Below are 20536 nucleotides of genomic sequence, written 5' to 3' on the forward strand. Positions count from 1 at the left end.
CACCGTACAACTGGTGTGTTACTTCGAAGTCTTCCGCTCGACCGCGGCCTTGACGAGCCCGGCGAACAGCGGGTGCGGACGCGTCGGGCGCGAGCGCAGCTCCGGGTGCGCCTGGGTGGCGACCAGGTAGGGGTGGACGTCGCGCGGGTACTCGACGTACTCGACGAGCTTGCCGTCCGGCGAGGTGCCGGAGAACAGGATGCCCGCCCTCTTCTCCAGCTCGGCACGGTAGGCGTTGTTCACCTCGTAGCGGTGCCGGTGGCGCTCCTCGACGTACTCCTTGCCGTCGTACACCTCGCGCACGATCGAGCCCTCGGCGAGCTTGGCCGGGTACATGCCGAGCCGCATCGTGCCGCCCATGTCGCCCTCACCTGCGACGATGTCCATCTGCTCGGCCATGGTGGAGATGACCGGGTGCCCGGTGGCGGGGTCGAACTCGGTGGAGTTGGCGTCGGAGATGTCGGCCAGGTTGCGCGCGGCCTCGATCACGATGCACTGCAGGCCGAGGCAGAGGCCGAGCAGCGGCACCTTGTTCTCGCGGGCGTAGCGGATGGCGCCGACCTTGCCGTTGACGCCGCGCTCGCCGAAGCCGCCGGGGATGCAGATGCCGTCGACGTCGCCGAGCTGGGCGGCGGCGCCGGCCGGGGTCTTGCAGTCGTCGGAGGTGACCCACTTGATCTTGACGCGGGCCCGGTTGGCGAAGCCGCCGGCGCGCAGCGCCTCGGTGACCGACAGGTACGCGTCGGGCAGGTCGATGTACTTGCCGACCAGGGCGAGGGTGATCTCGTGGTCGGGGTTGTGGACGCGGTCGAGCAGGTCGTCCCAGGTCGTCCAGTCGACGTCGCGGAACGGCAGGTCCAGCTTGCGCACGACGTAGGCGTCCAGGCCCTCGCCGTGCACGGTCTTGGGGATGTCGTAGATCGACCGGGCGTCGGGGCAGGCGACCACGGCGGCCTCGTCGACGTCGCACATCAGCGAGATCTTCCGCTTGATCGCGGTGGGCACCTCGCGGTCGCAGCGCAGCACGATGGCGTCCGGCTGGATACCGATGTTGCGCAGGGCCGCGACCGAGTGCTGGGTGGGCTTCGTCTTCAGCTCACCCGAGGGGCCGATGTACGGCAGGAGCGAGATGTGGACGACGAAGACGTTGTCCCGGCCGACCTCGTGCCGGACCTGGCGGACGGTCTCCAGGAACGGCAGCGACTCGATGTCGCCGACCGTGCCGCCGACCTCCGTGATCACGACGTCGACCTCGTCCGTCGCCATGCGGCGGATGCGGTGCTTGATCTCGTTGGTGATGTGCGGGATGACCTGCACGGTGTCGCCCAGGTACTCGCCGCGCCGCTCCTTGGCGATCACGGTCGAGTACACCTGGCCGGTGGTGACGTTGGCCGAGCCGTCCAGGTCGCGGTCGAGGAAGCGCTCGTAGTGGCCGATGTCCAGGTCGGTCTCGGCGCCGTCGTTGGTGACGAACACCTCACCGTGCTGAAAGGGGTTCATCGTGCCGGGGTCGACGTTCAGGTAGGGGTCGAGCTTCTGCATCACGACCCGCAGGCCCCGGGCCTTGAGCAGCATGCCGAGGCTGGAGGCCGTCAGGCCCTTGCCGAGCGAGGAGGCGACACCCCCGGTGACGAAGATGTGCTTGGTCGTCGTGGAATTGGGCATGGCCAAGAGGGGGCTCCCGTGGTCGCGATCTGGAGGTGCGGTTCGGGGGTCGGACGCCCACCGGTCCACGGGCTACCAGCGTATCAGCGCTGCGAGGTGATGGCTTCCGGCCACGCTCCGCGCACATTCCGACACGGGGCGATCATCCTCACCGGCCTCTCACCCGTTGCTCACTCGTTCGGCGTACCCGCCTTGCCGCGACGGGCACCCGGAACATCCGCGTGCGTCGTATCCTGCTCGGACACTCGCCGCCGAGCCCGTCCGGCCCAACGGCACCACCCCCCGCCGGTAAGCACCGGAACAACGTGAGCTCGTCAGTTCGTTGAGCAACAATTGGCGCTTTGCGTCACGGCTGAGTGAACTGTTTTGCTTCATCGCTCAACGACGCATTGCAAGACCTGCTGAAACCCCCTTGACCGCACTAGCGACAGCCCCCTTGCGGGGTGACGTGGCCGTTCGACTGGAGTTGCACGTGGCCGGGCGCATCGAAGACTACGCACTCATCGGAGACATGCAGACCGCTGCCCTGGTCTGCCGGGACGGGACAGTCGACTGGCTGTGCCTGCCCCGCTTCGACTCGCACGCCATCTTCGCCGGCCTGCTGGGCACCGAGGAGCACGGCTTCTGGCGGCTCGGCCCCGCGCACGCCTCCGACCAGGAGCCGCCCACCGCGGCCCGGCGCAGCTACCGCGGCGACTCGCTGATCCTGGAGTCCGAGTGGGACACCCAGCGGGGCACGGTCCGGGTGACCGATTTCATGCCGCCGCGTGACGGCGCCCCGCAGCTCATCCGGATCGTCGAGGGCGTCTCCGGCCGGGTGCCGATGCGCTCGGCGCTGCGGATGCGGTTCTCCTACGGGCGGGTGGTGCCGTGGGTGCACAAGCACGAGGGGCGCACGGTGGCCGTCGCGGGCCCCGACTCCGTGTGGTTCGACACATCCGTCGAGACGTACGGCAAGTCGCTGACGACCTACTCGGACTTCACGGTCGCGCCGGGCGAGCGGATCGCGTTCACGATCTCCTGGGAGCCCTCGCACAAGGAGCCGCCGCCGCTGCCCGAGCCGGAGCAGTCGCTGGAGGCGACGGAGGACTTCTGGCGCGAGTGGGTGGACCACTGTACGTACCACGGCCCCTACCGCGAGGCCGTGGTCCGCTCGCTGATCACGCTGAAGGCCCTGACGTACGCCCCGACCGGCGGCATCGTCGCCGCGCCGACCACCTCCCTGCCGGAGGACATCGGCGGCGTGCGCAACTGGGACTACCGCTACACCTGGCTGCGCGACGCGGCCATCACCCTGTCCTCGCTGCTGCGCACCGGCTACCGCGAGGAGGCCCGCGCCTGGCGCGAGTGGCTGCTGCGCGCGGTCGCGGGCGACCCGGAGAACCTGCAGATCATGTACGGCATCGCCGGCGAGCGCGAGCTCGGCGAGGCGGAACTGGACTGGCTGCCGGGCTACGAGAACTCCGCCCCGGTCCGGGTCGGCAACGGCGCGGCCCACCAGCTCCAGCTGGACGTGTACGGCGAGGTCACCGAGGCCCTGCACCTGGCCCACATGACGGGCCTGGCGCGCAACGACTACGCCTCGCTGCTCCAGCTGAAGCTGATCCGCTACCTGGAGGGCCACTGGCAGGAGCCGGACGAGGGCATCTGGGAGGTGCGCGGCCCGCGCCGCCACTTCGTGCACTCCAAGGTGATGGCCTGGGTCGCCGTCGACCGCACGATCAAGCTGATCGAGTCCGGCGACGCCGACGGCCCGCTGGAGCGCTGGAAAGAGCTGCGGGACGACATCCACCGGGACGTGTGCGAGCGGGGTTACGACAAGGAGCGCAACACCTTCACGCAGTCCTACGGCTCCAAGGAGCTGGACGCCTCGCTGCTGCTGATCCCGCAGGTGGGCTTCCTGCCGCCGGACGACAAGCGCGTCATCGGCACGATCGAGGCGATCCAGCGGGAGCTGTCCACGCCGGACGGCTTCATCCTGCGCTACCCGACCGAGGGCGCCGACGAGGGCGTCGACGGCCTGCCCGGCGACGAGGGCGCGTTCCTCGCCTGCTCGTTCTGGATGGCCGACGACCTGGCGATGATCGGCCGCGTGGACGAGGCCCGCAAGCTGTTCGAGAAGCTGCTGTCCCTGCGCAACGACCTCGGCCTGCTGGCCGAGGAGTGGGACCCGCGGCTGCAGCGCCAGGTGGGCAACTTCCCGCAGGCCTTCAGCCACGTGCCGCTCATCGACACGGCGCTGCGGCTGACGGCTTCGGGCGCTTACGGCGGCTGAGCGGGGGCCTACGGCGGCTGAGCGGGGGCCTGGGGAGCGTCACTCCGGCTTGAGGGCCGCGAGCGTGCGCTCTCCGGCCGGGTCACCCGCCGTGGCCGGGACCAGGGCGATCTCGTCCAGGCCGGCCTCGGCGTAGGCGTCGACGCGGGCGCGGACCGCGGCGGCGTCGCCGACGAGGGCGACCGTGCCCGCGGCCTCGGGCGGCAGGGCCCGCAGCAGGGTGTCCCGGTCGGCGCCCTTGACGGCCAGCTCGACGACCTCGGCGAATCCGGCGTCGACGAACATGTCGCTGTAGCCCGGCACGGGAAGGTAGCCGACGACGCTGCGCAGGATCTGGGTCAGGGCCTCCGGCTTCGGGTCGACCGCGGCCGGTAGCCAGGCGGCCAGTCGCGGCGGGGTGCGCCCGGCCTTCCCGGCGGCCGCCAGCATCCGCGCCCGCAGCGTGCGCACCTGCGCGGGCGAGACCAGGTCGAGAAGCATCCGGTCGGCGTGCCCGACGGCCGCGGCGACCGCGCGCTCGCCGAACGCCGCGACGGTGAGCGTCCCGCCGGGCGGCGGCAGCCGGCGCGGGAAGCCGCTGCCGGGCACGACCGGCTCGCCCGGCACGCTGTCCATCAGGGCCCGCACGGCCGCGGCCGACTCCTCCAGGACGGCGGCGGGCCGGGTCCGCGGCCGGCCGTGCACACCCTCGACGACCCGCTTGCTGGAGGTGCCGAGGGCCACGCCGACGGGCCGGCCGGTGACGGCCGCGGTGGAGGCGGCGCCCCGGACGACGGTCAGCGGATCGCGCACGTTCACCGGCACGGGCCCGGCGGTCAGCGCGACCCGCTCGGTGGCCGCGCCGATCGCGGTCGCCAGGACGAACGCGTCCCAGGTCGGCCCCTCGCCCGCCCACACCTCCCGGTAACCGAGCCGGTCGGCGAGCACCGCGACCCGCAACGGCTCCTCGACCGGACTGTCGTCCTCCCGCCCCACCGCGACCACGCTCATGTCCATGACGGCGCCCGTACCCGGTCGGTGAGGCCGTAATCCGGCCGGCATCGGCTCCGGGCCCGCCGGGTGTGATCGTCCCGGTGCCCGTCCGGAGATGTCCGGGGAGCCTCCGCCCGGGTAGCGTCCGGCCCATGGAGAGCGGGACGGACAGCGGCTACGACACCCACGGCGCCGGGATCACCGTGCAGCGGGCGCTGGAGCTGCCGGGGCTGCGCGGCGGGCTGCCCGAGGTGCTGGCGGGTGCCGACCGGCTGGGGCGGACCGTGCGCTGGGTGCACGCCGGCGAGGTGCCGCACATCGCCTCCCTGCTCAAGGGCGGCGAACTCCTGCTCACCACGGGCTACGGTCTCGGCACCCGCCCGGCCGAGCAGCGGGCGTTCGTGCGCACGCTGGCCGAGCGCGGCATCGCGGCCCTGGTGGTGGAGCTCGGCCCGCGCTTCACCCGGCTCCCGGCGGCCCTGGTGGACACGGCGCGCTCGGCCGGGCTGCCGCTGGTGCAACTGCACCGCGAGGTGCCGTTCGTCACCGTGACGGAGGAGATCCACACCGAGATCGTCAACGGCCACTACGCGCTGCTCCAGCGGGCCGAGGAGGTGCACCGCCGCTGCACGCGCGCCGTGCTGAGCGGCGGCGGTGTGCCCCAGGTGCTGGACATCCTGGCCGGCTTCGCCGCCAACCCGGTCTTCCTGGAGACGGCGGAGGGACAACTGCTGTACGCCGCCGGGGCCGGTCCCGAGGGCGCGGACCCGCTCCAGGTGTGGGAGGGGCTGCGCGGCCGGCACCGGGACGAACCGCCGCTCACCGGGTCGCTGTTCGTGGACGTGCCGGGGGGCGGGCCGGGCAGCGGGGGCGTCCGGGCGCGGCTGGTGCTGCTTCCCGTCCGGGCGCCCCTGGCGCCGGTGCACCGGATGGCGGCCGAGCGGGCCGCGGGCATCCTGGCCGTGGTGCTGATGCAGGCGCGTCAGGAGGAGGAACTGGCGGCGCGCGGGCGCGGCGACTTCCTGACGGACCTGGCCGAGGGCCGGCTCACGGCCGAGGACGCCCCGGCGCAGGCACGGGTACTGGGCTTCCGGCCGGGCGAGGGGCCGCTGCTGCCGGTCGTCATGCGGCTCGGCGACGCCCTGTCCCCCGGGAGCGGCTGGGCCCTGCTGGCCCGGGCGGTCTCGGAGGAACTGGCGGCGGTGGGCGTGCCGGTGCTGCTCGGGGTGCGGCCGGTGGAGGGGCGGGTGCTGGTGCTGCTCGGGCTGCGCGCGGAGGCGGAGCGGGGGGCGGTCGCGGACCAGGTGGCGGCGGGTCTGCGGGCCGGGGCGGGCCGGGCCGGCATGCTGCGGCCGGGCGGACCGGCGCCGGTGGTGGTCGTCGGGGTGGCCGGTGGCTGGCCTGCGGCGGCGTCGGGCCTGCGGCACGCGGCCGAGACGGCCACGGCGGCCCAGGGTCTGCCGGACCGGCCCTGGTTCGACGCCCGGCGCCTGGACATCGACCTGCTGCTGTGGCGGCTGCGCGATGACCCGGACCTGGCGGCCTTCGTCGACCGGGCGCTCGGGCCGCTGCTGGAGCACGACCGCCGCTCCCGCCCGCCGCTGCTGCCCACCCTGACGACCTATCTCGCCCACGCGGGACGCAAGGCGGAGACGGCCCGGGAGCTCCACCTCAACCGGCAGACCCTGTACAACCGGCTGGCGCGCATCGGGGAGTTGCTGGGCACGGATCTCGACGATCCGCAGACGGTCCTGGCCCTGAGCCTGGCCCTGCGAGCCCGCCGCCACGTACCACCCGCCCCGCAGACGCGCCGGACCCTCTAGGCGAGGGCGGGGAACTCCGAGCCGGAGCCCCTCCGGGGCGAGGGGCGGGGTACGGACCGGGCGGGCCCCTCCAGGGCGAAGGGCCGGGGGGGGGACAGATCGGGCGGCCCCTCCAAGGCGAAGGGCCAGGGGGGACAGATCGGGCGGCCCCTCCAAGGCGAAGGGCAGGGGTACGGACCGGGCTGCCCCTCCGGGCCGGGGGAGCGGGGCCTCCGGGCGGACGGGTTCCCCTTGGGCGAGGGGCGGCGCCTCCGTGCCGGGCGGGAGCCGCCGGCGGAGGAGCCCGGTGCCCCGGGCCCGGGTGGGTCCTCCTCAGCGGGGCGGAGGGGCCCCCGGCCGGAGCACAGCCCTCTCTAAGCGAGGGGCAAGGGGCGGGTCAACTCATCGTACACGCTGAGGACTTGGGCGACCGTCTCGTCCTCGGTCGGCCAGGTCGCCGCCTGCCGGGCACCCTTCTCCCGCAGCAGGGCCCGGCGCTCGGGGTCGGCGAGCAGCCGTACGACGGACGAGGCGAGGGCCCGGGCGTCCCCGGCCGGGACGAGTTCGGCCGCGTCGCCGACGAGTTCGGGGATGCCGCCGACATCGGTCGCGACGAGCGGCACGCGCGCGTGCAGGGCCTCCTGGGCGAGCACCGAGCGCGCCTCCCAGCGGCTCGGCAGCAGCGCGAGGTCGGCGGCGGCGAGCAGGTCGGCGATGTCGTCGCGGCGGCCGATCAGCCGGACCGGCAGCCCTTCGCTCTCGATCCGCCCCTGGAGTTCACCGCGCAGCGGCCCTTCCCCCGCGATCACCACCAGGGGAACGGGGTCCAGGCGACGCCACGCGCGCGCCGCGTCCAGCAGCACGTCGTAGCCGCGGTGCCGTTCCAGGGAGCCGACGGCCATGAGCAACGGCCGCTCGATCGCGCCGAGTTCGGCACGCACCTTGGGCCGCAGCCGGTCGGGGTCGTCGGGCTCCACGGGCCTGCGGGGGCCGGGCAGGGCCACGGCGGCCAGCCGCACGTCCCGGGCGCCCGACAGCCGGGCTCGGTCCACGAGCGCCGAGGTCGTGCCCAGCACCACCGTGGCCGCCTTCACGACCCGCCGTTCCAGGACACGCAGCAGCTGAGCACGTGCCCCGTCGGCGTGCGCCCGGTCGTGCCACGTCACGACCAGCGGGGTGCGTACGCGCCGTCCGCTGAGGGCGAGCACGGTACGGAAGGAGGCGTGCAGCCCGTGGGCGTGCACCAGATCGGCGTCGGCGCAGGCCGCCCGCAGGGCCGCCACCGACACGGGGTCGCTGCTGCGCGGCACGTGCACGTGGTCAGCCCCGACCCCGCTGAAGTCGTAGGCCCGATCCGCCTCGAAGGGGGCGCACACCGTGACTCTCACGCCCCGAGCGACGAGCCCCGCGGCCAGCGAGCGCACATGCGCGCTGCTGGTGGCGTTGCCCCCGCCCAGCACCTGCACGGTGCGCAGCGGCGACTGGCCAGGCGGTGAGTGGCTGCTCACGGGGGTCACGTGGCCGGGCTCCTGGTTCGGTCGGGCGGTCACGGCGCGGTCTCCCACGCGTACTCCGCCAAGGATGCCAGGACATACGGGGGTTCCGGGAACGCCGGAACCCCCGCGGCGCGACCGTGGGGCGCGACAACGGGGGAACGCACCGGGCCGGGTCACCCACACGAGTGAAGTTGGGCGACCCGCCCGGCCCCGGTCCGCCTCCGGCCGGAGGGCCGCCCTCCCGCCAGAGGTCAGCCGTCCGGTTACAGGTCCGCCCGCGCCGTCGCCAGCAGTTCCTCGGCGTGCGCCCGGGCCGTCTCCGAGTCCTCCTGGCCGGCGAGCATGCGGGACAGCTCGCGCACCCGCTCCTCCCCTTCCAGGACCTTGACGCCGGAGCGGGTCACGGACCCGTCGTTCGTCTTCTCGACCAGCAACTGCCGGTCGGCGAAGGCGGCCACCTGCGGCAGATGCGTCACGACCACGACCTGCGCGGTCTTCGCCAGACGTGCCAGGCGCCGGCCGATCTCGACCGCCGCCTTGCCGCCCACACCGGCGTCGACCTCGTCGAAGAGGTACGTCGGCACGGGGTCCGTCCCGGCGAACACCACCTCGACGGCCAGCATCACGCGGGACAGCTCACCGCCGGAGGCGCCCTTGGCGATCGGCCGGGGCGGCGCGCCCGGGTGCGGGGCCAGCAGCAGCTCCACCTCGTCGGCACCGGCGGGCCCGTAGGCGACGGGCCGCCCGCCGACCTCGACGCCCTCGGGGTCCTCGGTCTGCCGGATGTCGAAGGACACGCGGGCGTGCGGCATGGCGAGGGAGGCCAGCTCGGCGGTCACCGCGGCGGCGAACCGCTCGGCGGCCTCCGTCCGCGCGTCCGTCAAGGCCTGGGCCAGTCCGCCCAGTTCCGCCCGGAGCGCGTCCCGCTCGGCGGTCAGCTCCCCGATCCGCTCGTCGTCGCCGTCGAGCTCGGTCAGCCGGGCGGCACCGTTCTCCGCCCAGGCGAGCACGGCGGCGATGTCCTCGCCGTACTTCCGGGTCAGTCCGGTGAGCGCGGCCCGCCGCTCCTCGACGGCCGCCAGCCGCAGCGGATCGGCGTCCAGGTCGTCGGCGTACCCCGCGAGGTCCCCGGCCGCGTCGCGCAGCAGGATCCCGATCTCGCCGATGCGGTCGGCGAGCGCGGCCAGCGCCGGGTCGTGCGCGCGCACGGCGTCCAGGGCCCGCTGGGCGCCCGCGACGAGCGTCCCGGCATCGACGCCCTCGGGGTCCTCCGGATTGCCCGCGAGCGCGGCGTGGGCGGCCGCGGCGGCGGAGGCCAGCGCCTCGGCGTGCCCGAGCCGCTCGGCCTCCTCGGCCAGCTCCACGTCCTCACCGGCCCGGGGCTCGACGGCGGCGATCTCGTCGAGCCCAAAGCGCAGCAGGTCGGCTTCCTGGGCGCGTTCCCGCGCACGCGTGGTGATCTCGTCGAGCTCGGCGGAGACGGCCCGCAGCCGCTTGTACGCCTCGCCGTACTTGGCCAGCGGCACGGCGACCGCGTCGCCCGCGTACCGGTCGAGCGCCTGCCGCTGCCGGGACAGCTTGAGCAGTCCCTGCTGGTCGGTCTGCCCGTGCACGGCCACCAGCTCGTCGGCGAGCTCCGCGAGCACGCCCACGGGCACGCTGCGGCCGCCCAGGTGCGCCCGGGAGCGCCCCTCGGCCGAAACGGTACGGCTGATCAGCAGGGCGCCGTCGTCGAGCTCGGCCCCGGCCTCCTCGGCGCGTACGGCGACGGCGGCGTCCCGCGGCACGGTGATCCGTCCCTCGACGACCGCCTTCCCGGCCCCGATCCGCACGAGCGCCGGGTCGGCCCGCCCGCCCAGCAGCAATCCCAGGCTGGTGACCACCATGGTCTTGCCCGCACCCGTCTCACCGGTGACCGCGGTGAACCCCGGCGACAGCTCGACGACAGCGTCGTCGATCACACCGAGCGACCGTATCCGCATCTCCTCCAACACGGACACGACCTTACGAGGTCCGGACCGCGGATTGCGACCGGCCCGGCCTTGTCACCCAGGCGAGTGGCGGCGCGCGTCAGGGGAGCGGGGCCGTATCGACCTGCGGCCGCGCCGCGCGGGCGCGACCGGCCACAGCGGTCCCGCGCCCACCGACGGCGGACACCACGCTAGTGAGGGGCGCCCCGCCACCCGGAGACAGGCAGCGCGAACTTGGCCACCAGCCGGTCCGTGAAGGACGCGTGGTGCAGCCGGGCCAGCCGGACCGGCACGGCCCCGCGCCGCACCTCCACCCGCGCCCCGGCGGGCAGCTCCACCGTGCGCCGCCCGTCGCACCACAGCACACCCGGCGGAATGTGCGGCAGCACCTCCACGGCCAGCACCGAGTCCGGCGAGGTGACCAGCGGCTTGGCGAACAGCGCGTGCGCGGAGATCGGCACCATCAGCAGCGCCTCGACCTCCGGCCACACCACCGGCCCGCCCGCCGAGAAGGCGTACGCGGTCGACCCGGTCGGCGTGGCGCACACGATCCCGTCACAGCCGAACCCCGTCACCGGCCGCCCGTCGATCTCCAGGACGACCTCCAGCATCCGCTCGGCGGACACCTTCTGCACGGCCGCCTCGTTCAGCGCCCAGTCCGTGTGCACGATGTCGCCGTTCTGGTGCACCACGACGTCGACGGTCATCCGCTCCTCGACCTCGTACGCCTTCGTCACCACCCGGTCGACAACCTTGTCGAGGTCGTCGCGCTCGGCCTCGGCGAGGAAACCGACCCGGCCGAGGTTGACGCCGAGCATCGGCACCCCCGACGCCCGCGCGAACTCGGCGCCGCGCAGCAGCGTGCCGTCGCCGCCCAGCACGATGAGCAGCTCGCACCCGTCCAGGCACTGCGGGGTCGCCTCCTTGACCAGCACCACCTCGTCCGGCAGCGGCAGGTCCCGGGCCTCGTCCTCCAGGACCCGCACACCCAGGCCCGAGCGGAGCAGCCCCTTCACCACGAGCTCGGCACTGCGCACGGCCGCGGGCCGTCCCGTGTGGGCGAGCAGGAAAACAGTACGAGCTCGGTTCTCGGTCAACGCGGCCCCTCCGCCACTGCTCGGTCGACGTCGGCCGGGTCCGGTTCCGGTGCCCCGGCCCGCAGCCACAAGAAGTATTCGACATTCCCCGACGGCCCGGGCAGCGGACTGGCGGTCACGCCCTTCACCCCGAGCCCCAGCCCCCAAGCCTTCTCGGCCACGCCCCGCACCGCCTCGGCCCGCAGCTCGGGGCTGCGCACAACTCCCCCGCTGCCCAGCCGCTCCTTGCCCACCTCGAACTGCGGTTTGACCATCATCACCAGGTCGGCGTCCGGCTTCACGCACCGCACCAGGGCGGGCAGGACCAGCCCGAGCGGGATGAAGGAAAGATCCCCCACGACAAGATCCACAGGCTCCCCATCGATCGCCTCAAGCGTCAACTCGCGTACGTTCGTACGGTCCTTGACGGTGACGCGTTCATCGTTCTGCAGGGACCAGGCGAGTTGTCCGTACCCGACGTCCACGGCGACGACGTGGGCGGCGCCCGCGCGCAGCAGGACGTCGGTGAACCCGCCGGTCGAGGCGCCGGCGTCGAGCGCCCTGCGGCCCTCGACGGCGAGGCCCTGCGGCACGAACACCTCCAGGGCACCGGCGAGCTTGTGGCCGCCCCGGGAGACGTAGTCGGGGTCGTTCTCGTCGGCCGCGACGACGATCGCGGCGGCGGTCTCCACCTGCGTGGCCGGTTTCGTCGCGACGGTCCTGCCGACGGAGACCCGGCCGGCGGCGATCAGCTGGCCGGCGTGCTCACGCGAGCGCGCGAGCTTCCGGCGGACCAGCTCCGCGTCCAGACGGCGTCGTGCGACTCCTGCCACGTTCGGTTCAGCTCCTCGGTCCAGACTGCGGGGGCGCCGGAGGTCCCGGGCGTACGTCGAGCGCGGTGAGCGCGTCGCGCAGCCCCCGGTGTACATCCTCGTACACCTCGACGTGCCCGTCCGTGGGGAGGTGGTCGGCGTCGCCGAGCCGGTCCAGGGCCGCGTCCACGGCGGCCTCGCCGGTGGGCGTGCGGGGCACGTCCAGGGGGGCGGGGGCGGCCGGGTCGGGCTCGGGCTCCGCCTGCCGCGTCGTCGGCGCGGGGAGGTCCGCCGAGGGGTCCGCCGGAGGGTCCTCCGGGAGGTCCGCTGGGGGAACTGCGTGGTCCATGCCCCGACGCTACCGCGAACCGCTGCGGTACCGTCGATCGCGATGGCCACGATCGAGGAGTGCCGCAGCGCACTCGACAAGCTCTCGGACAGCATGCAGCGAGCCGGAGGGGACGTCCGCGAGGCCGCGGCCCTGGACCGCTCGGTGAGCTGCCACATCACCGACCTGGACGTCACCTTCGTGGGCCGCATGCGGGGCGGCCGGATCGAGGTGCGCGACACGGTGCCCGGGCCGCCGCCGGACAAGGCCGAGATCAGACTGGCCATGACCGGCGACGACCTGGTGGCCCTGGTCGACGGCGAGCTGAACTTCGCCACGGCCTGGGGCTCGGGCCGGGTGAAGCTGCACGCGGGGCTGCGGGACCTGCTCCGTCTCAGGAAGCTTCTGTAGCGGGGACCTTATCCGCCCGGGGCTCCACCGCGGCCGGCGTCCCGGCCGTGTCCCTCGCACGTGCCTTCCGCGCGGCCGGCACGACCAGCGGCGTGCCCGTCTCCGGGTCGTCGATGACCTGGCAGCGCAGCCCGAAGACCTTCTCGACCAGCTCGGCCGTGACGATGTCGTTCGGCGCGCCCTCGGCCACGACCGTGCCCTGGCGCAGGGCGATGAGGTGCGTGGCGTAGCGGGCGGCGTGGTTCAGGTCGTGCAGCACGGCCACCAGCGTGCGCCCCTGCTCCTCGTGCAGCTGGGCGCACAGGTCCAGGACGTCGATCTGGTGCTGGATGTCCAGGTAGGTCGTCGGCTCGTCGAGCAGCAGCAGCGGCGTCTGCTGGGCCAGCGCCATGGCGATCCACACGCGCTGCCGCTGACCACCGGAGAGCTCGTCGACGTAACGGTCGGCGAGTTCGGCGACGCCGGTCTGCCGCATGGACTCCTGCACGACCCGCTCGTCCTCGGTGGACCACTGGCGCAGGATGCCCTGGTGCGGGTAGCGGCCGCGGCCGACCAGGTCGGCGACGGTGATGCCGTCGGGCGCGATGGACGACTGGGGCAGCAGGCCGAGCGTGCGCGCGACCTTCTTCGCCGGCAGCGACTGGATGGCCTGCCCGTCGAGCAGCACCCGGCCCTCGCTCGGCTTGAGCATCCGCGACAGCGCCCGCAGCAGCGTCGACTTGCCGCACGCGTTGGGCCCGACGATCACGGTGAAGGAGTGGTCGGGTATCTCCACCGACAACTGCTCGGCGATGACCCTCTGGTCGTAGGCGAGGGTGACGTTCTCGGCGGACAGACGGTTCACGGTGCTCCTTCGGTTGTTCAGCCCGCTGCTGTTGCTGCTCCGGGCGCTCGTGCCCGCTGAGGTGCCGGTGCTCATATCCGCCCCGCCTTGCGTTCGGTGACCAGCAGCCACAGCAGGTAGACACCGCCGAGCACGCCGGTCACGACGCCCACGGGCAGCTGCCCGGCGCCGAACGCCCGCTGCGAGGCCAGGTCGGCGACCACCAGCAGGGCGGCGCCCATGCACAGCGAGGCCGGCAGGTTCGGGCCGGGCGAACGGGTCAGCCGCCGGGCCAGCTGCGGCGCGGTCAGCGCCACGAAGCTGACGGGACCGGCCGCGGCGGTCGCGGACGCGGTGAGCAGCACCGCGGCGACCATCAGCAGCAGCCGGACGCGCTCCACCCGCACCCCGAGGGCGTACGCCACGTCGTCGCCCATCTCCATCATCCGCAGCCCCCGGCCGTTGACCAGCACGAGCGGCACGAGCACCGCGCACAGGGCGAGCAGCGGCCACACCTGCGCCCAGTCACGGCCGTCGAGGGAGCCGGTCATCCACACCACCGCGCGGGCCGCGTCCACGATGTCCGACTTGGTGAGCAGGTAGCCGTTGACGGCGGTGACGATCGCGGAGACGCCGATGCCGACCAGGACCAGCCGGTAGCCGTGCACGCCCCGCTTCCAGGCCAGCACGTAGATCGCGAAGCCGGTCAGCAGGCCACCCGCGAGCGCGCCGAGCGCGACCTGGTTGGCGCTGCCGGAGAACAGCACGATCATCGTGAGCGCGCCGGCCGTCGCGCCCTGGCCGAGGCCGAGCACGTCCGGACTGCCCAGCGGATTGCGGGAGATGGACTGGAACAGCGCGCCGCCCAGCCCCAGCGAGGCGCCGACCAGCAGTCCCACCAGGACCCGCGGCAGCCGCAGCTCGTTGACGATGAACTCCTGGCCGGCGTTCCCCTCGCCCACCAGCGTGCGCAGCACGTCGGCGGCCGGAATGGGGAAGTCGCCGGTCCCGATGAGCACGACACTCGCCGCGAGGGCCGCGACCAGCAGCAGGAGCACGACGGTGAGGGCCCGCGCGTCCAGGCGCACGGAGAGCCCGCCCGGGGTCCGCACGACCCGGCTGGTCGTCCTCACGGCACGGTTGATGGTCCTCACAGCTGCGCCGTCCTCCGCCGTCGTACGAGAAAGATGAACACCGGCCCGCCCAGGATCGCCGTGACGATGCCCACCTGGAGCTCCGCGGGCCGGGCCACGATCCGGCCGATGACGTCGGCGCCGAGCAGCAGCACCGGCGACAGGATCGCCGCGTAGGGCAGGATCCAGCGCAGGTCCGGCCCGGTGAAGGAACGCACCACGTGCGGCACCATCAGCCCCACGAACACGATCGGCCCGCAGGCGGCGGTCGCGGCCCCGCACAGCACGGTCGCGGCCAGCATGGACAGCGCCCGGGTCCGGTTCAGGTGGGCGCCGAGCGCCTTGGCGGTGTCGTCGCCCATGGCCATGGCGTTGAGCGGCCGGGCCAGGGCCAGGGCGAGGACCGTGCCGGCGAGCAGGAACGGCAGGACCTGCTCGATGGTCGAGTCGGTCGCGGCGGACAACGAACCGAGCGTCCAGAAGCGCATCTTGCCCAGCGCCGCGTCGTCCATGATCATCACGGCCTGGAGGTAGCCGAAGAGCGCGGCGCTGATCGCCGTGCCGGCGAGGGCCAGCCGCACCGGTGTCGCGCCCCGGCTGCCGCCGAGGAACCACACCAGCGCCCCGACCGCGGCCGCGCCGAAGAACGCGAACCACACATAGCCGCTGAGCGAGGTGACGCCCAGGAACGTGATGGCCGTGACGACCGCGGCGGACGCGCCCGCGTTGATGCCGAGCAGTCCGGGATCGGCCAGCGGATTGCGCGTGAGGGCCTGCAGGACCGCGCCGGCGAGCCCCAAGGCGGCTCCGGCGAGCAGCCCGAGCACGGTCCGCGACAGCCGCTCCGCGACCACCACGTCGCCGTAGCTGCCCGAGTCCTCGAACAGACCGTGCCAGACCTGCTCCAGGGACAGCTCTTTCGCCCCGATCGCGATACTCGCCAGCGCGATGAGCACCAGGATCGCGACGGACAGGAGCAGCCCAAAAGCACGCGCCGCACGTCGGGTTGGGGGCGCGGGGGCAGTCTCCGCGCGCTGTTCGGGGGGACTCTCGACCAACACGCAGTTAGGTTAGCCTACCCTCGCAACCGATCACGATGCGAGAGCCTGGCCACCCTCCGCACACACGGGCCGATCCTGCCCCCGCGCGGAGCCCGCCAACCGGCCCTCACATCCCCAGCCGCGCCAGCGCCTTCCCGCCGTCCAGCTCGCACGTCCCCTCACCCGCGGCCGACCACGCGGCGGCGCACAACGCCCGCAGCCCGTCCAGCGCTTCGCCCTCCCCGTCGAGCTCCAGCCGCTCCGCGCCGGCCGTCGCCGTCCAGCCACCGCACCGGAACGCTCCCTCGCCCGCCTCGACGACGTCCGGCTGACCGCCGAGCATCCCGCGCAGGTCGGCGTCCACGTACGTCGGCCGGTGCCGCGGCGGAGCGGCCAGCAGCTGGGCTCCGTCGGTCACGCCGGTCAGCACCAGCAGCGAGTCGACCTCCCCGTTGAACGCGCCCTCGATGTCCGTGTCCAGCCGGTCCCCGACGACCAGCGGCCGCTCCGCCCCCGTCCGCAGGATCGTCTCCCGGTGCATCGGCGGCAGCGGCTTGCCCGCGACCTGCGGCTCGGCACCCGTGGCGATCCGGACGATCTCCACCGCCGCCCCGTTGCCCGGCGCGATACCGCGCCCGCTGGGAATCGTCAGGTCCGTGTTGGACGCGAACCACGGCACGCCCCGGGCGACCGCGTACGAGGCCTCGGCGAACCGGCCCCACGGCAGGTCGGGACCGCCGTACCCCTGCACGACCGCCACCGGATCGTCGTCCGCGGACTCGACGGGCTCCAGCCCGCGCTCGCGCAGCGCCACCCGCAGCCCCTCACCGCCGACCACCAGCACCCGCGCGCCCCGCGGCACCTGCTCGCTGACCAGCCGCGCCACCGCCTGCGCCGAGGTGATGACGTCCTCCGCACCCGTCGGTATCCCCAGCTCCGTCAGGTGCCCGGCCACCGTGTCCGGCGTCCGCAGCGCGTTGTTGGTCACGTACGCCAGGCGCATCCCGCCCTCCCGGGCGGCGGCCAGCGACTCGACGGCGTGCGGGATCGCGCTCCCACCCGCGTACACGACACCGTCCAGGTCCAGCAGTGCCGTGTCGTACGCCTCGCTCAGGGCCTGCCCACTGCCCTCGGGCCTCGTCCTGACGCTCCGGCTCATCCCGTATCGCTCCTCGTTCGGCGGCCTTTCCCCCGATCATCCCCCATGCCACCGACACCCGTACGATGCCGGGATGAAGACAGCAGGTCACTCGGAGGCAACGGCGCACCGAGGCCTGGAACTCACCCCGTTCCGAGGCCTCCGTTACGACCCCGACCGGGTCGGCAGCCTTGCCGCCGTCACATCTCCGCCGTACGACGTCGTGGTGCGCCCCGACGGCCTGCACCACCTCGAGTCCTCCGACCCCCACAACATCGTCCGTCTGATCCTCCCCCAGGCCGCCACCCCCGACGCCCGCAACGAGCAGGCCGCGAAGACCCTGCGCCGCTGGCTCTCCGAGGGCATCCTGACCACGGACCCGCAGCCCTGCCTCTACGTCTACGAGCAGCGCGACGGCGACGGCATGCTGCAGCGCGGCGTCATCGGCGCCCTGCGCGTCTCGGACCCCGCCGAGCAGGTGGTGCTGCCGCACGAGGACGTCATGCCGCACGTCGTCGCCGACCGCGCGGCCCTGATGCGGGCCACCTCGGCCAACCTCGAACCCCTGTTGCTGACCTACCGCGGTGACGATTCGTCCACCGCGACGGCCGACCTGGTCGAGCGCGCCGCCGACCGGCGTCCCCTCCTCGCGACCACCACGGAGGACGGCTTCCGCCACCGTCTGTGGGCGATCACCGACCCCGCCGAGCTCACCACGATCCAGCGGGACCTGGCCCGTCACCAGGCCCTCATCGCCGACGGCCACCACCGCTGGGCGACCTACCGCCGCCTCCGCGCGGAACACCCCTCGCCCAGCCCGTGGGACCACGGCCTGGTCCTCCTGGTCGACACAGCCAGGTATCCCCTCCGCGTCCGCGCCATCCACCGCCTCCTGCACGGCCTGCCGGTCGGCGAGGCCCTGACCGCGCTGGACGGCCACTTCCGGGTACGCCGCCTCGACGTCCCCCTGGCCGCGGCCCTGGAGGTACTGGCGGACGCGACCCGCGCGGGCAACGCGTTCCTGCTCGCCGGCGACGGCTCCTTCCACCTCGTCGACCGCCCCGACCCGGACCTGCTGGCCCGCACGGTCCCGGCCGACCGGCCGGCGGCGTGGCGCACCCTGGACGCGACGGTGCTGCACGCCACCCTCCTGGAGCACGTCTGGCGCATCCCCGAGGACTCCCCCGACCGCATCGCCTACATCCACGACACGGCCGCCACGGTCGCGAAGGCCGAGCGCGACGGCGGTACGGCCGTCCTGATGCACCCGGTCCACGAGGAAGTCGTCCGCGACCTGGCCCGGCAGGGCGTGACCATGCCGCGCAAGTCGACGTCGTTCGGCCCGAAACCGGCGACGGGCCTGGTCCTGCGCGCCCTGGACCTCTGACCCACGCCCTCCCGGACACACGAAGGGGGCGGATCCCGGCCGGGATCCGCCCCCTTCACTCACCTGGGACGTCAGTCCTTCCGGTCCGGCTCCCCGGTCACGGCGCCGCCGTCCGCGCCACCGCCCCGGACCTCGTCCTGGTCCTCCGACTGGTCCTCGTCCTCGTCGTCGGCGAGGACGTCCACGAACTCCACGCCGTCCAGCTCCGCGAGCCGGTCCGAGGCGTCCGTGCTGCCGTCCCGATCGGCCTCGACGGCCTTCGCGAACCACTCGCGGGCCTCGGCCTCACGCCCGGCGGCGAGCAGCGCGTCCGCGTACGCGTACCGCAGGCGCGCGGTCCAGGGCTGCACGGAGTTGGCGGCCAGCTCGGGGCTCTGCAGCGTCACGATGGCCGCGTCCAGCTGCCCCATGTCCCGGCGCGCACCGGCCGCGACGAGCCGCATCTCGACCTGCCCGGCCTTGTCGAGCTTGTTCACCTCGGGCGCCCCGGCCATGTCGAGCGCCTTCTCCGGCCGCCCGAGCCCGCGCTCGCAGTCGGCCATCACGGGCCACAGGTCGATGTTCCCGGTCATCCGCTTGGCCGCCCGGAACTCGGCCAGCGCCTCACCGTACTTCTGGGTGGCGTACGCGGCGAACCCGGCGGCCTCCCGTACGGCGGCGACCCGCGAGGCCAGCCGCAGGGCGACCCTGGAGTAGGCGTACGCGCCCTCGGGGTCCTCGTCGAGCAGCCGGGCGACCATCACCAGGTTCCTGGCGACGTCGTCCGCGAGCGTCTTCGGCAGACTCTGCAGCTCCTGCCGCACGTCCTTGTCGATCTCGTCACCCGTGACGTCCTCGGGGATCGGCAGCCGCTTGATCGGCTCCCTGTCCCGCTCCCGCTCCTCACGGAACCGGCCGCCACCGCCGCCACGCCGGTCGTCCCGGCCGCCCCGGAACCCGCCCGGACGCCCACCACGGTCGTCACGCCGGGGCCCACCACGCCCACCACGGTCGTCACGGCCCCCGCGGAATCCACCACGGTCGCCGTCACGCCGATCGTCCCGACGGTCATCGCGCCGGAACTCGCCGCGCTCGCCGCGCGGACCGTCCTCACGCCGGAACGCGGGACGCCCGCCACGACCCGCGTCGTCACGGTCGCGACGGAAGCCGCCACGGTCCCCGCGCTCGTCGCGGCCACGGAAGCCACCGCGGTCGTCCCGCCGGAAGCCACGGTCACGGTCATCACCGCGCGGTCCACGGTCACGGTCGTCGCCACGGTAGCCGCGGTCGCGGTCGTCGCTGCGGAAACCGCGGTCGCGGTCACGGTCATCACCGCGGAAGCCGCGGTCCCGGAAATCGCGGCGTTCGCCACGGTCGTCCCGGCGGGGGAACCCGCCCCGGTCGCCGTCACGCCGATCGTCGCGCCGATCGTCCCGTCGGTCATCGCGTCGGTCATCGCGCCGATCGTCCCGACGCTCGTCTCGCCGGAACCCGCCACGCGGCCCGCGGTCGTCGCGACGCGGGAAGCCACCGCGGTCGTCACGCCGGCCGTAGCCACCGCCGCGACTGTCCCCACCACGGCTGTCCCCGCCACGGTTCTCGCCGCCACGGCTGTCGTCCCGCCGGAAGTCCGGGCGCTCTCCGCGGTCGTCACGACGGAAGGAGGGGCGCTCCCCGCGGTCGTCACGACGGAAGCCACCGCGGTCGCGGTCGTCCCTGCGCGGACCACGGTCACGGTCGTCACGCCGGCCGTAACCGCCACCACGGTTGTCGCCGCCCCGGCTGTCGCCGCCCCGGCTGTCGTCACGGCGACTGTCGTCACGGCGGAAGCCACCGCGCTCGCCGCGGTCCCCACGGTCGTCCCGGCGGAAGGAGGGACGGTCACCACGATCGTTCCGACGGAAGCCGCCACGGTCGCCACGGTCGCCGCGCTGACCGCCGCGGTCGCTCCGGTCCCCCTCGCGTCGCCGCTGGTCGCGCTCCGGTCGGTCGTCGGGAGAGTTGGTGGACATGGTGACTCCTGTCTTCGGTACCGCAAGTCATTCTCGCGCAGCCGGATGCCCAGCGCGCAGTGCAAAAAACAAAAAGGACCCCTGGTCCCAGCTGAACGCTGGTGACCAGGGGTCCTTCCAAAGATTGTTCGGCGGCGTCCTACTCTCCCACAGGGTCCCCCCTGCAGTACCATCGGCGCTGTAAGGCTTAGCTTCCGGGTTCGGAATGTAACCGGGC

Annotated in this window: 17 protein-coding genes and 1 rRNA gene; 4 read left to right on the top strand and 14 right to left on the bottom strand. The window is 73.8% G+C overall.

Annotation, left to right across the window (positions count from 1 at the left end; all coding sequences use genetic code 11):
• Window positions 1–18: 18 nt before the first annotated feature.
• Complete coding sequence (locus tag AC07DA_RS24900) at window positions 19–1665, bottom strand: CTP synthase (protein WP_436983971.1); 1647 nt, start codon at window positions 1663–1665, stop codon at window positions 19–21.
• Window positions 1666–2137: 472 nt separating this feature from the next.
• On the opposite strand from AC07DA_RS24900, the gene AC07DA_RS24905 reads away from it, so the two are divergent.
• On the top strand, window positions 2138–3940 hold the full coding sequence (locus tag AC07DA_RS24905; protein WP_479130423.1) for a glycoside hydrolase family 15 protein: 1803 nt from the start codon (window positions 2138–2140) through the stop codon (window positions 3938–3940).
• 39 nt (window positions 3941–3979) lie between these two features.
• Here AC07DA_RS24905 and AC07DA_RS24910 read toward each other — a convergent pair whose 3' ends face one another.
• The gene (locus AC07DA_RS24910; RefSeq protein ID WP_479130410.1) at window positions 3980–4936 is read right to left on the bottom strand and encodes an LLM class F420-dependent oxidoreductase; all 957 of its coding nucleotides are present in this window, start codon (window positions 4934–4936) and stop codon (window positions 3980–3982) included.
• Between the two features lie 128 nt (window positions 4937–5064).
• Between AC07DA_RS24910 and AC07DA_RS24915 the strand changes: the two genes are divergently transcribed.
• Window positions 5065–6735 (top strand): PucR family transcriptional regulator, encoded by a 1671-nt coding sequence (locus AC07DA_RS24915; protein ID WP_479130412.1) that lies wholly within the window; start codon window positions 5065–5067, stop codon window positions 6733–6735.
• 353 nt (window positions 6736–7088) lie between these two features.
• Here AC07DA_RS24915 and AC07DA_RS24920 read toward each other — a convergent pair whose 3' ends face one another.
• The 5 genes from AC07DA_RS24920 to AC07DA_RS24940 all read right to left on the bottom strand — a co-directional run bounded on the left by AC07DA_RS24920 (window position 7089) and on the right by AC07DA_RS24940 (window position 12417).
• Entirely contained in the window at window positions 7089–8231 is a 1143-nt protein-coding gene (locus AC07DA_RS24920; protein WP_479130424.1) for a glycosyltransferase family 4 protein, read from the bottom strand.
• A gap of 242 nt (window positions 8232–8473) precedes the next feature.
• Window positions 8474–10192 (bottom strand): DNA repair protein RecN, encoded by a 1719-nt coding sequence (gene recN / locus AC07DA_RS24925; RefSeq protein ID WP_479130425.1) that lies wholly within the window; start codon window positions 10190–10192, stop codon window positions 8474–8476.
• 179 nt (window positions 10193–10371) lie between these two features.
• Window positions 10372–11277, bottom strand: a complete 906-nt coding sequence (locus tag AC07DA_RS24930; protein WP_094055423.1) for an NAD kinase — start codon at window positions 11275–11277, stop codon at window positions 10372–10374.
• Complete coding sequence (locus tag AC07DA_RS24935) at window positions 11274–12089, bottom strand: TlyA family RNA methyltransferase (RefSeq protein WP_479130413.1); 816 nt, start codon at window positions 12087–12089, stop codon at window positions 11274–11276. The genes AC07DA_RS24930 and AC07DA_RS24935 overlap by 4 nt, the downstream gene beginning before the upstream one ends.
• A gap of 7 nt (window positions 12090–12096) precedes the next feature.
• Window positions 12097–12417, bottom strand: a complete 321-nt coding sequence (locus tag AC07DA_RS24940) for a hypothetical protein (RefSeq protein WP_479130414.1) — start codon at window positions 12415–12417, stop codon at window positions 12097–12099.
• Window positions 12418–12459: 42 nt separating this feature from the next.
• Here AC07DA_RS24940 and AC07DA_RS24945 point away from each other — a divergent pair, with 42 nt between their 5' ends.
• A complete protein-coding gene (locus tag AC07DA_RS24945) occupies window positions 12460–12807 on the top strand; it encodes an SCP2 sterol-binding domain-containing protein (RefSeq protein ID WP_479130415.1) in 348 nt (115 codons plus the stop codon).
• Here AC07DA_RS24945 and AC07DA_RS24950 read toward each other — a convergent pair.
• The 4 genes from AC07DA_RS24950 to AC07DA_RS24965 all read right to left on the bottom strand — a co-directional run bounded on the left by AC07DA_RS24950 (window position 12791) and on the right by AC07DA_RS24965 (window position 16962).
• Window positions 12791–13726, bottom strand: coding sequence for an ABC transporter ATP-binding protein (locus tag AC07DA_RS24950; protein WP_479130416.1), 936 nt, complete (start codon window positions 13724–13726; stop codon window positions 12791–12793). The genes AC07DA_RS24945 and AC07DA_RS24950 overlap by 17 nt on opposite strands.
• On the bottom strand, window positions 13723–14763 hold the full coding sequence (locus AC07DA_RS24955; RefSeq protein WP_479130417.1) for a FecCD family ABC transporter permease: 1041 nt from the start codon (window positions 14761–14763) through the stop codon (window positions 13723–13725). The genes AC07DA_RS24950 and AC07DA_RS24955 overlap by 4 nt, the downstream gene beginning before the upstream one ends.
• A 17-nt stretch (window positions 14764–14780) precedes the next feature.
• The gene (locus tag AC07DA_RS24960; RefSeq protein ID WP_479130418.1) at window positions 14781–15824 is read right to left on the bottom strand and encodes a FecCD family ABC transporter permease; all 1044 of its coding nucleotides are present in this window, start codon (window positions 15822–15824) and stop codon (window positions 14781–14783) included.
• A gap of 106 nt (window positions 15825–15930) precedes the next feature.
• On the bottom strand, window positions 15931–16962 hold the full coding sequence (locus tag AC07DA_RS24965; protein WP_479130419.1) for an HAD hydrolase-like protein: 1032 nt from the start codon (window positions 16960–16962) through the stop codon (window positions 15931–15933).
• A gap of 73 nt (window positions 16963–17035) precedes the next feature.
• Here AC07DA_RS24965 and AC07DA_RS24970 point away from each other — a divergent pair, with 73 nt between their 5' ends.
• Window positions 17036–18328, top strand: coding sequence for a DUF1015 domain-containing protein (locus AC07DA_RS24970; protein ID WP_479130420.1), 1293 nt, complete (start codon window positions 17036–17038; stop codon window positions 18326–18328).
• 71 nt (window positions 18329–18399) lie between these two features.
• Here the strand turns inward: AC07DA_RS24970 and AC07DA_RS24975 are convergent, their stop codons facing one another.
• The 3 genes from AC07DA_RS24975 to rrf all read right to left on the bottom strand — a co-directional run.
• Window positions 18400–19176 (bottom strand): tetratricopeptide repeat protein, encoded by a 777-nt coding sequence (locus AC07DA_RS24975; RefSeq protein WP_479130426.1) that lies wholly within the window; start codon window positions 19174–19176, stop codon window positions 18400–18402.
• Window positions 19068–20219 carry a hypothetical protein gene (locus tag AC07DA_RS24980; RefSeq protein WP_479130427.1) on the bottom strand — a complete coding sequence of 384 codons (1152 nt, stop codon included), beginning with the start codon at window positions 20217–20219 and terminating at the stop codon, window positions 19068–19070. Before AC07DA_RS24980 ends, AC07DA_RS24975 begins: the two co-directional genes overlap by 109 nt.
• Window positions 20220–20445: 226 nt before the next feature.
• A 5S ribosomal RNA gene (gene rrf, locus AC07DA_RS24985) occupies window positions 20446–20536 on the bottom strand; the annotation flags it as partial.

The organism is Streptomyces sp. NPDC044921, assembly GCF_056432865.1.

Excerpts from the sequence above, each read along its gene's own strand:
- AC07DA_RS24970 (WP_479130420.1), top strand. The coding sequence starts at position 17,036 with ATGAAGACAGCAGGTCACTCGGAGGCAACGGCGCACCGAGGCCTGGAA.
- AC07DA_RS24910 (WP_479130410.1), bottom strand. The coding sequence starts at position 4,936 with ATGGACATGAGCGTGGTCGCGGTGGGGCGGGAGGACGACAGTCCGGTC.
- recN (WP_479130425.1), bottom strand. The coding sequence starts at position 10,192 with ATGCGGATACGGTCGCTCGGTGTGATCGACGACGCTGTCGTCGAGCTG.
- AC07DA_RS24950 (WP_479130416.1), bottom strand. The coding sequence starts at position 13,726 with ATGAGCACCGGCACCTCAGCGGGCACGAGCGCCCGGAGCAGCAACAGC.
- AC07DA_RS24915 (WP_479130412.1), top strand. The coding sequence starts at position 5,065 with ATGGAGAGCGGGACGGACAGCGGCTACGACACCCACGGCGCCGGGATC.
- AC07DA_RS24940 (WP_479130414.1), bottom strand. The coding sequence starts at position 12,417 with ATGGACCACGCAGTTCCCCCAGCGGACCTCCCGGAGGACCCTCCGGCG.
- AC07DA_RS24900 (WP_436983971.1), bottom strand. The coding sequence starts at position 1,665 with ATGCCCAATTCCACGACGACCAAGCACATCTTCGTCACCGGGGGTGTC.
- AC07DA_RS24945 (WP_479130415.1), top strand. The coding sequence starts at position 12,460 with ATGGCCACGATCGAGGAGTGCCGCAGCGCACTCGACAAGCTCTCGGAC.
- AC07DA_RS24965 (WP_479130419.1), bottom strand. The coding sequence starts at position 16,962 with ATGAGCCGGAGCGTCAGGACGAGGCCCGAGGGCAGTGGGCAGGCCCTG.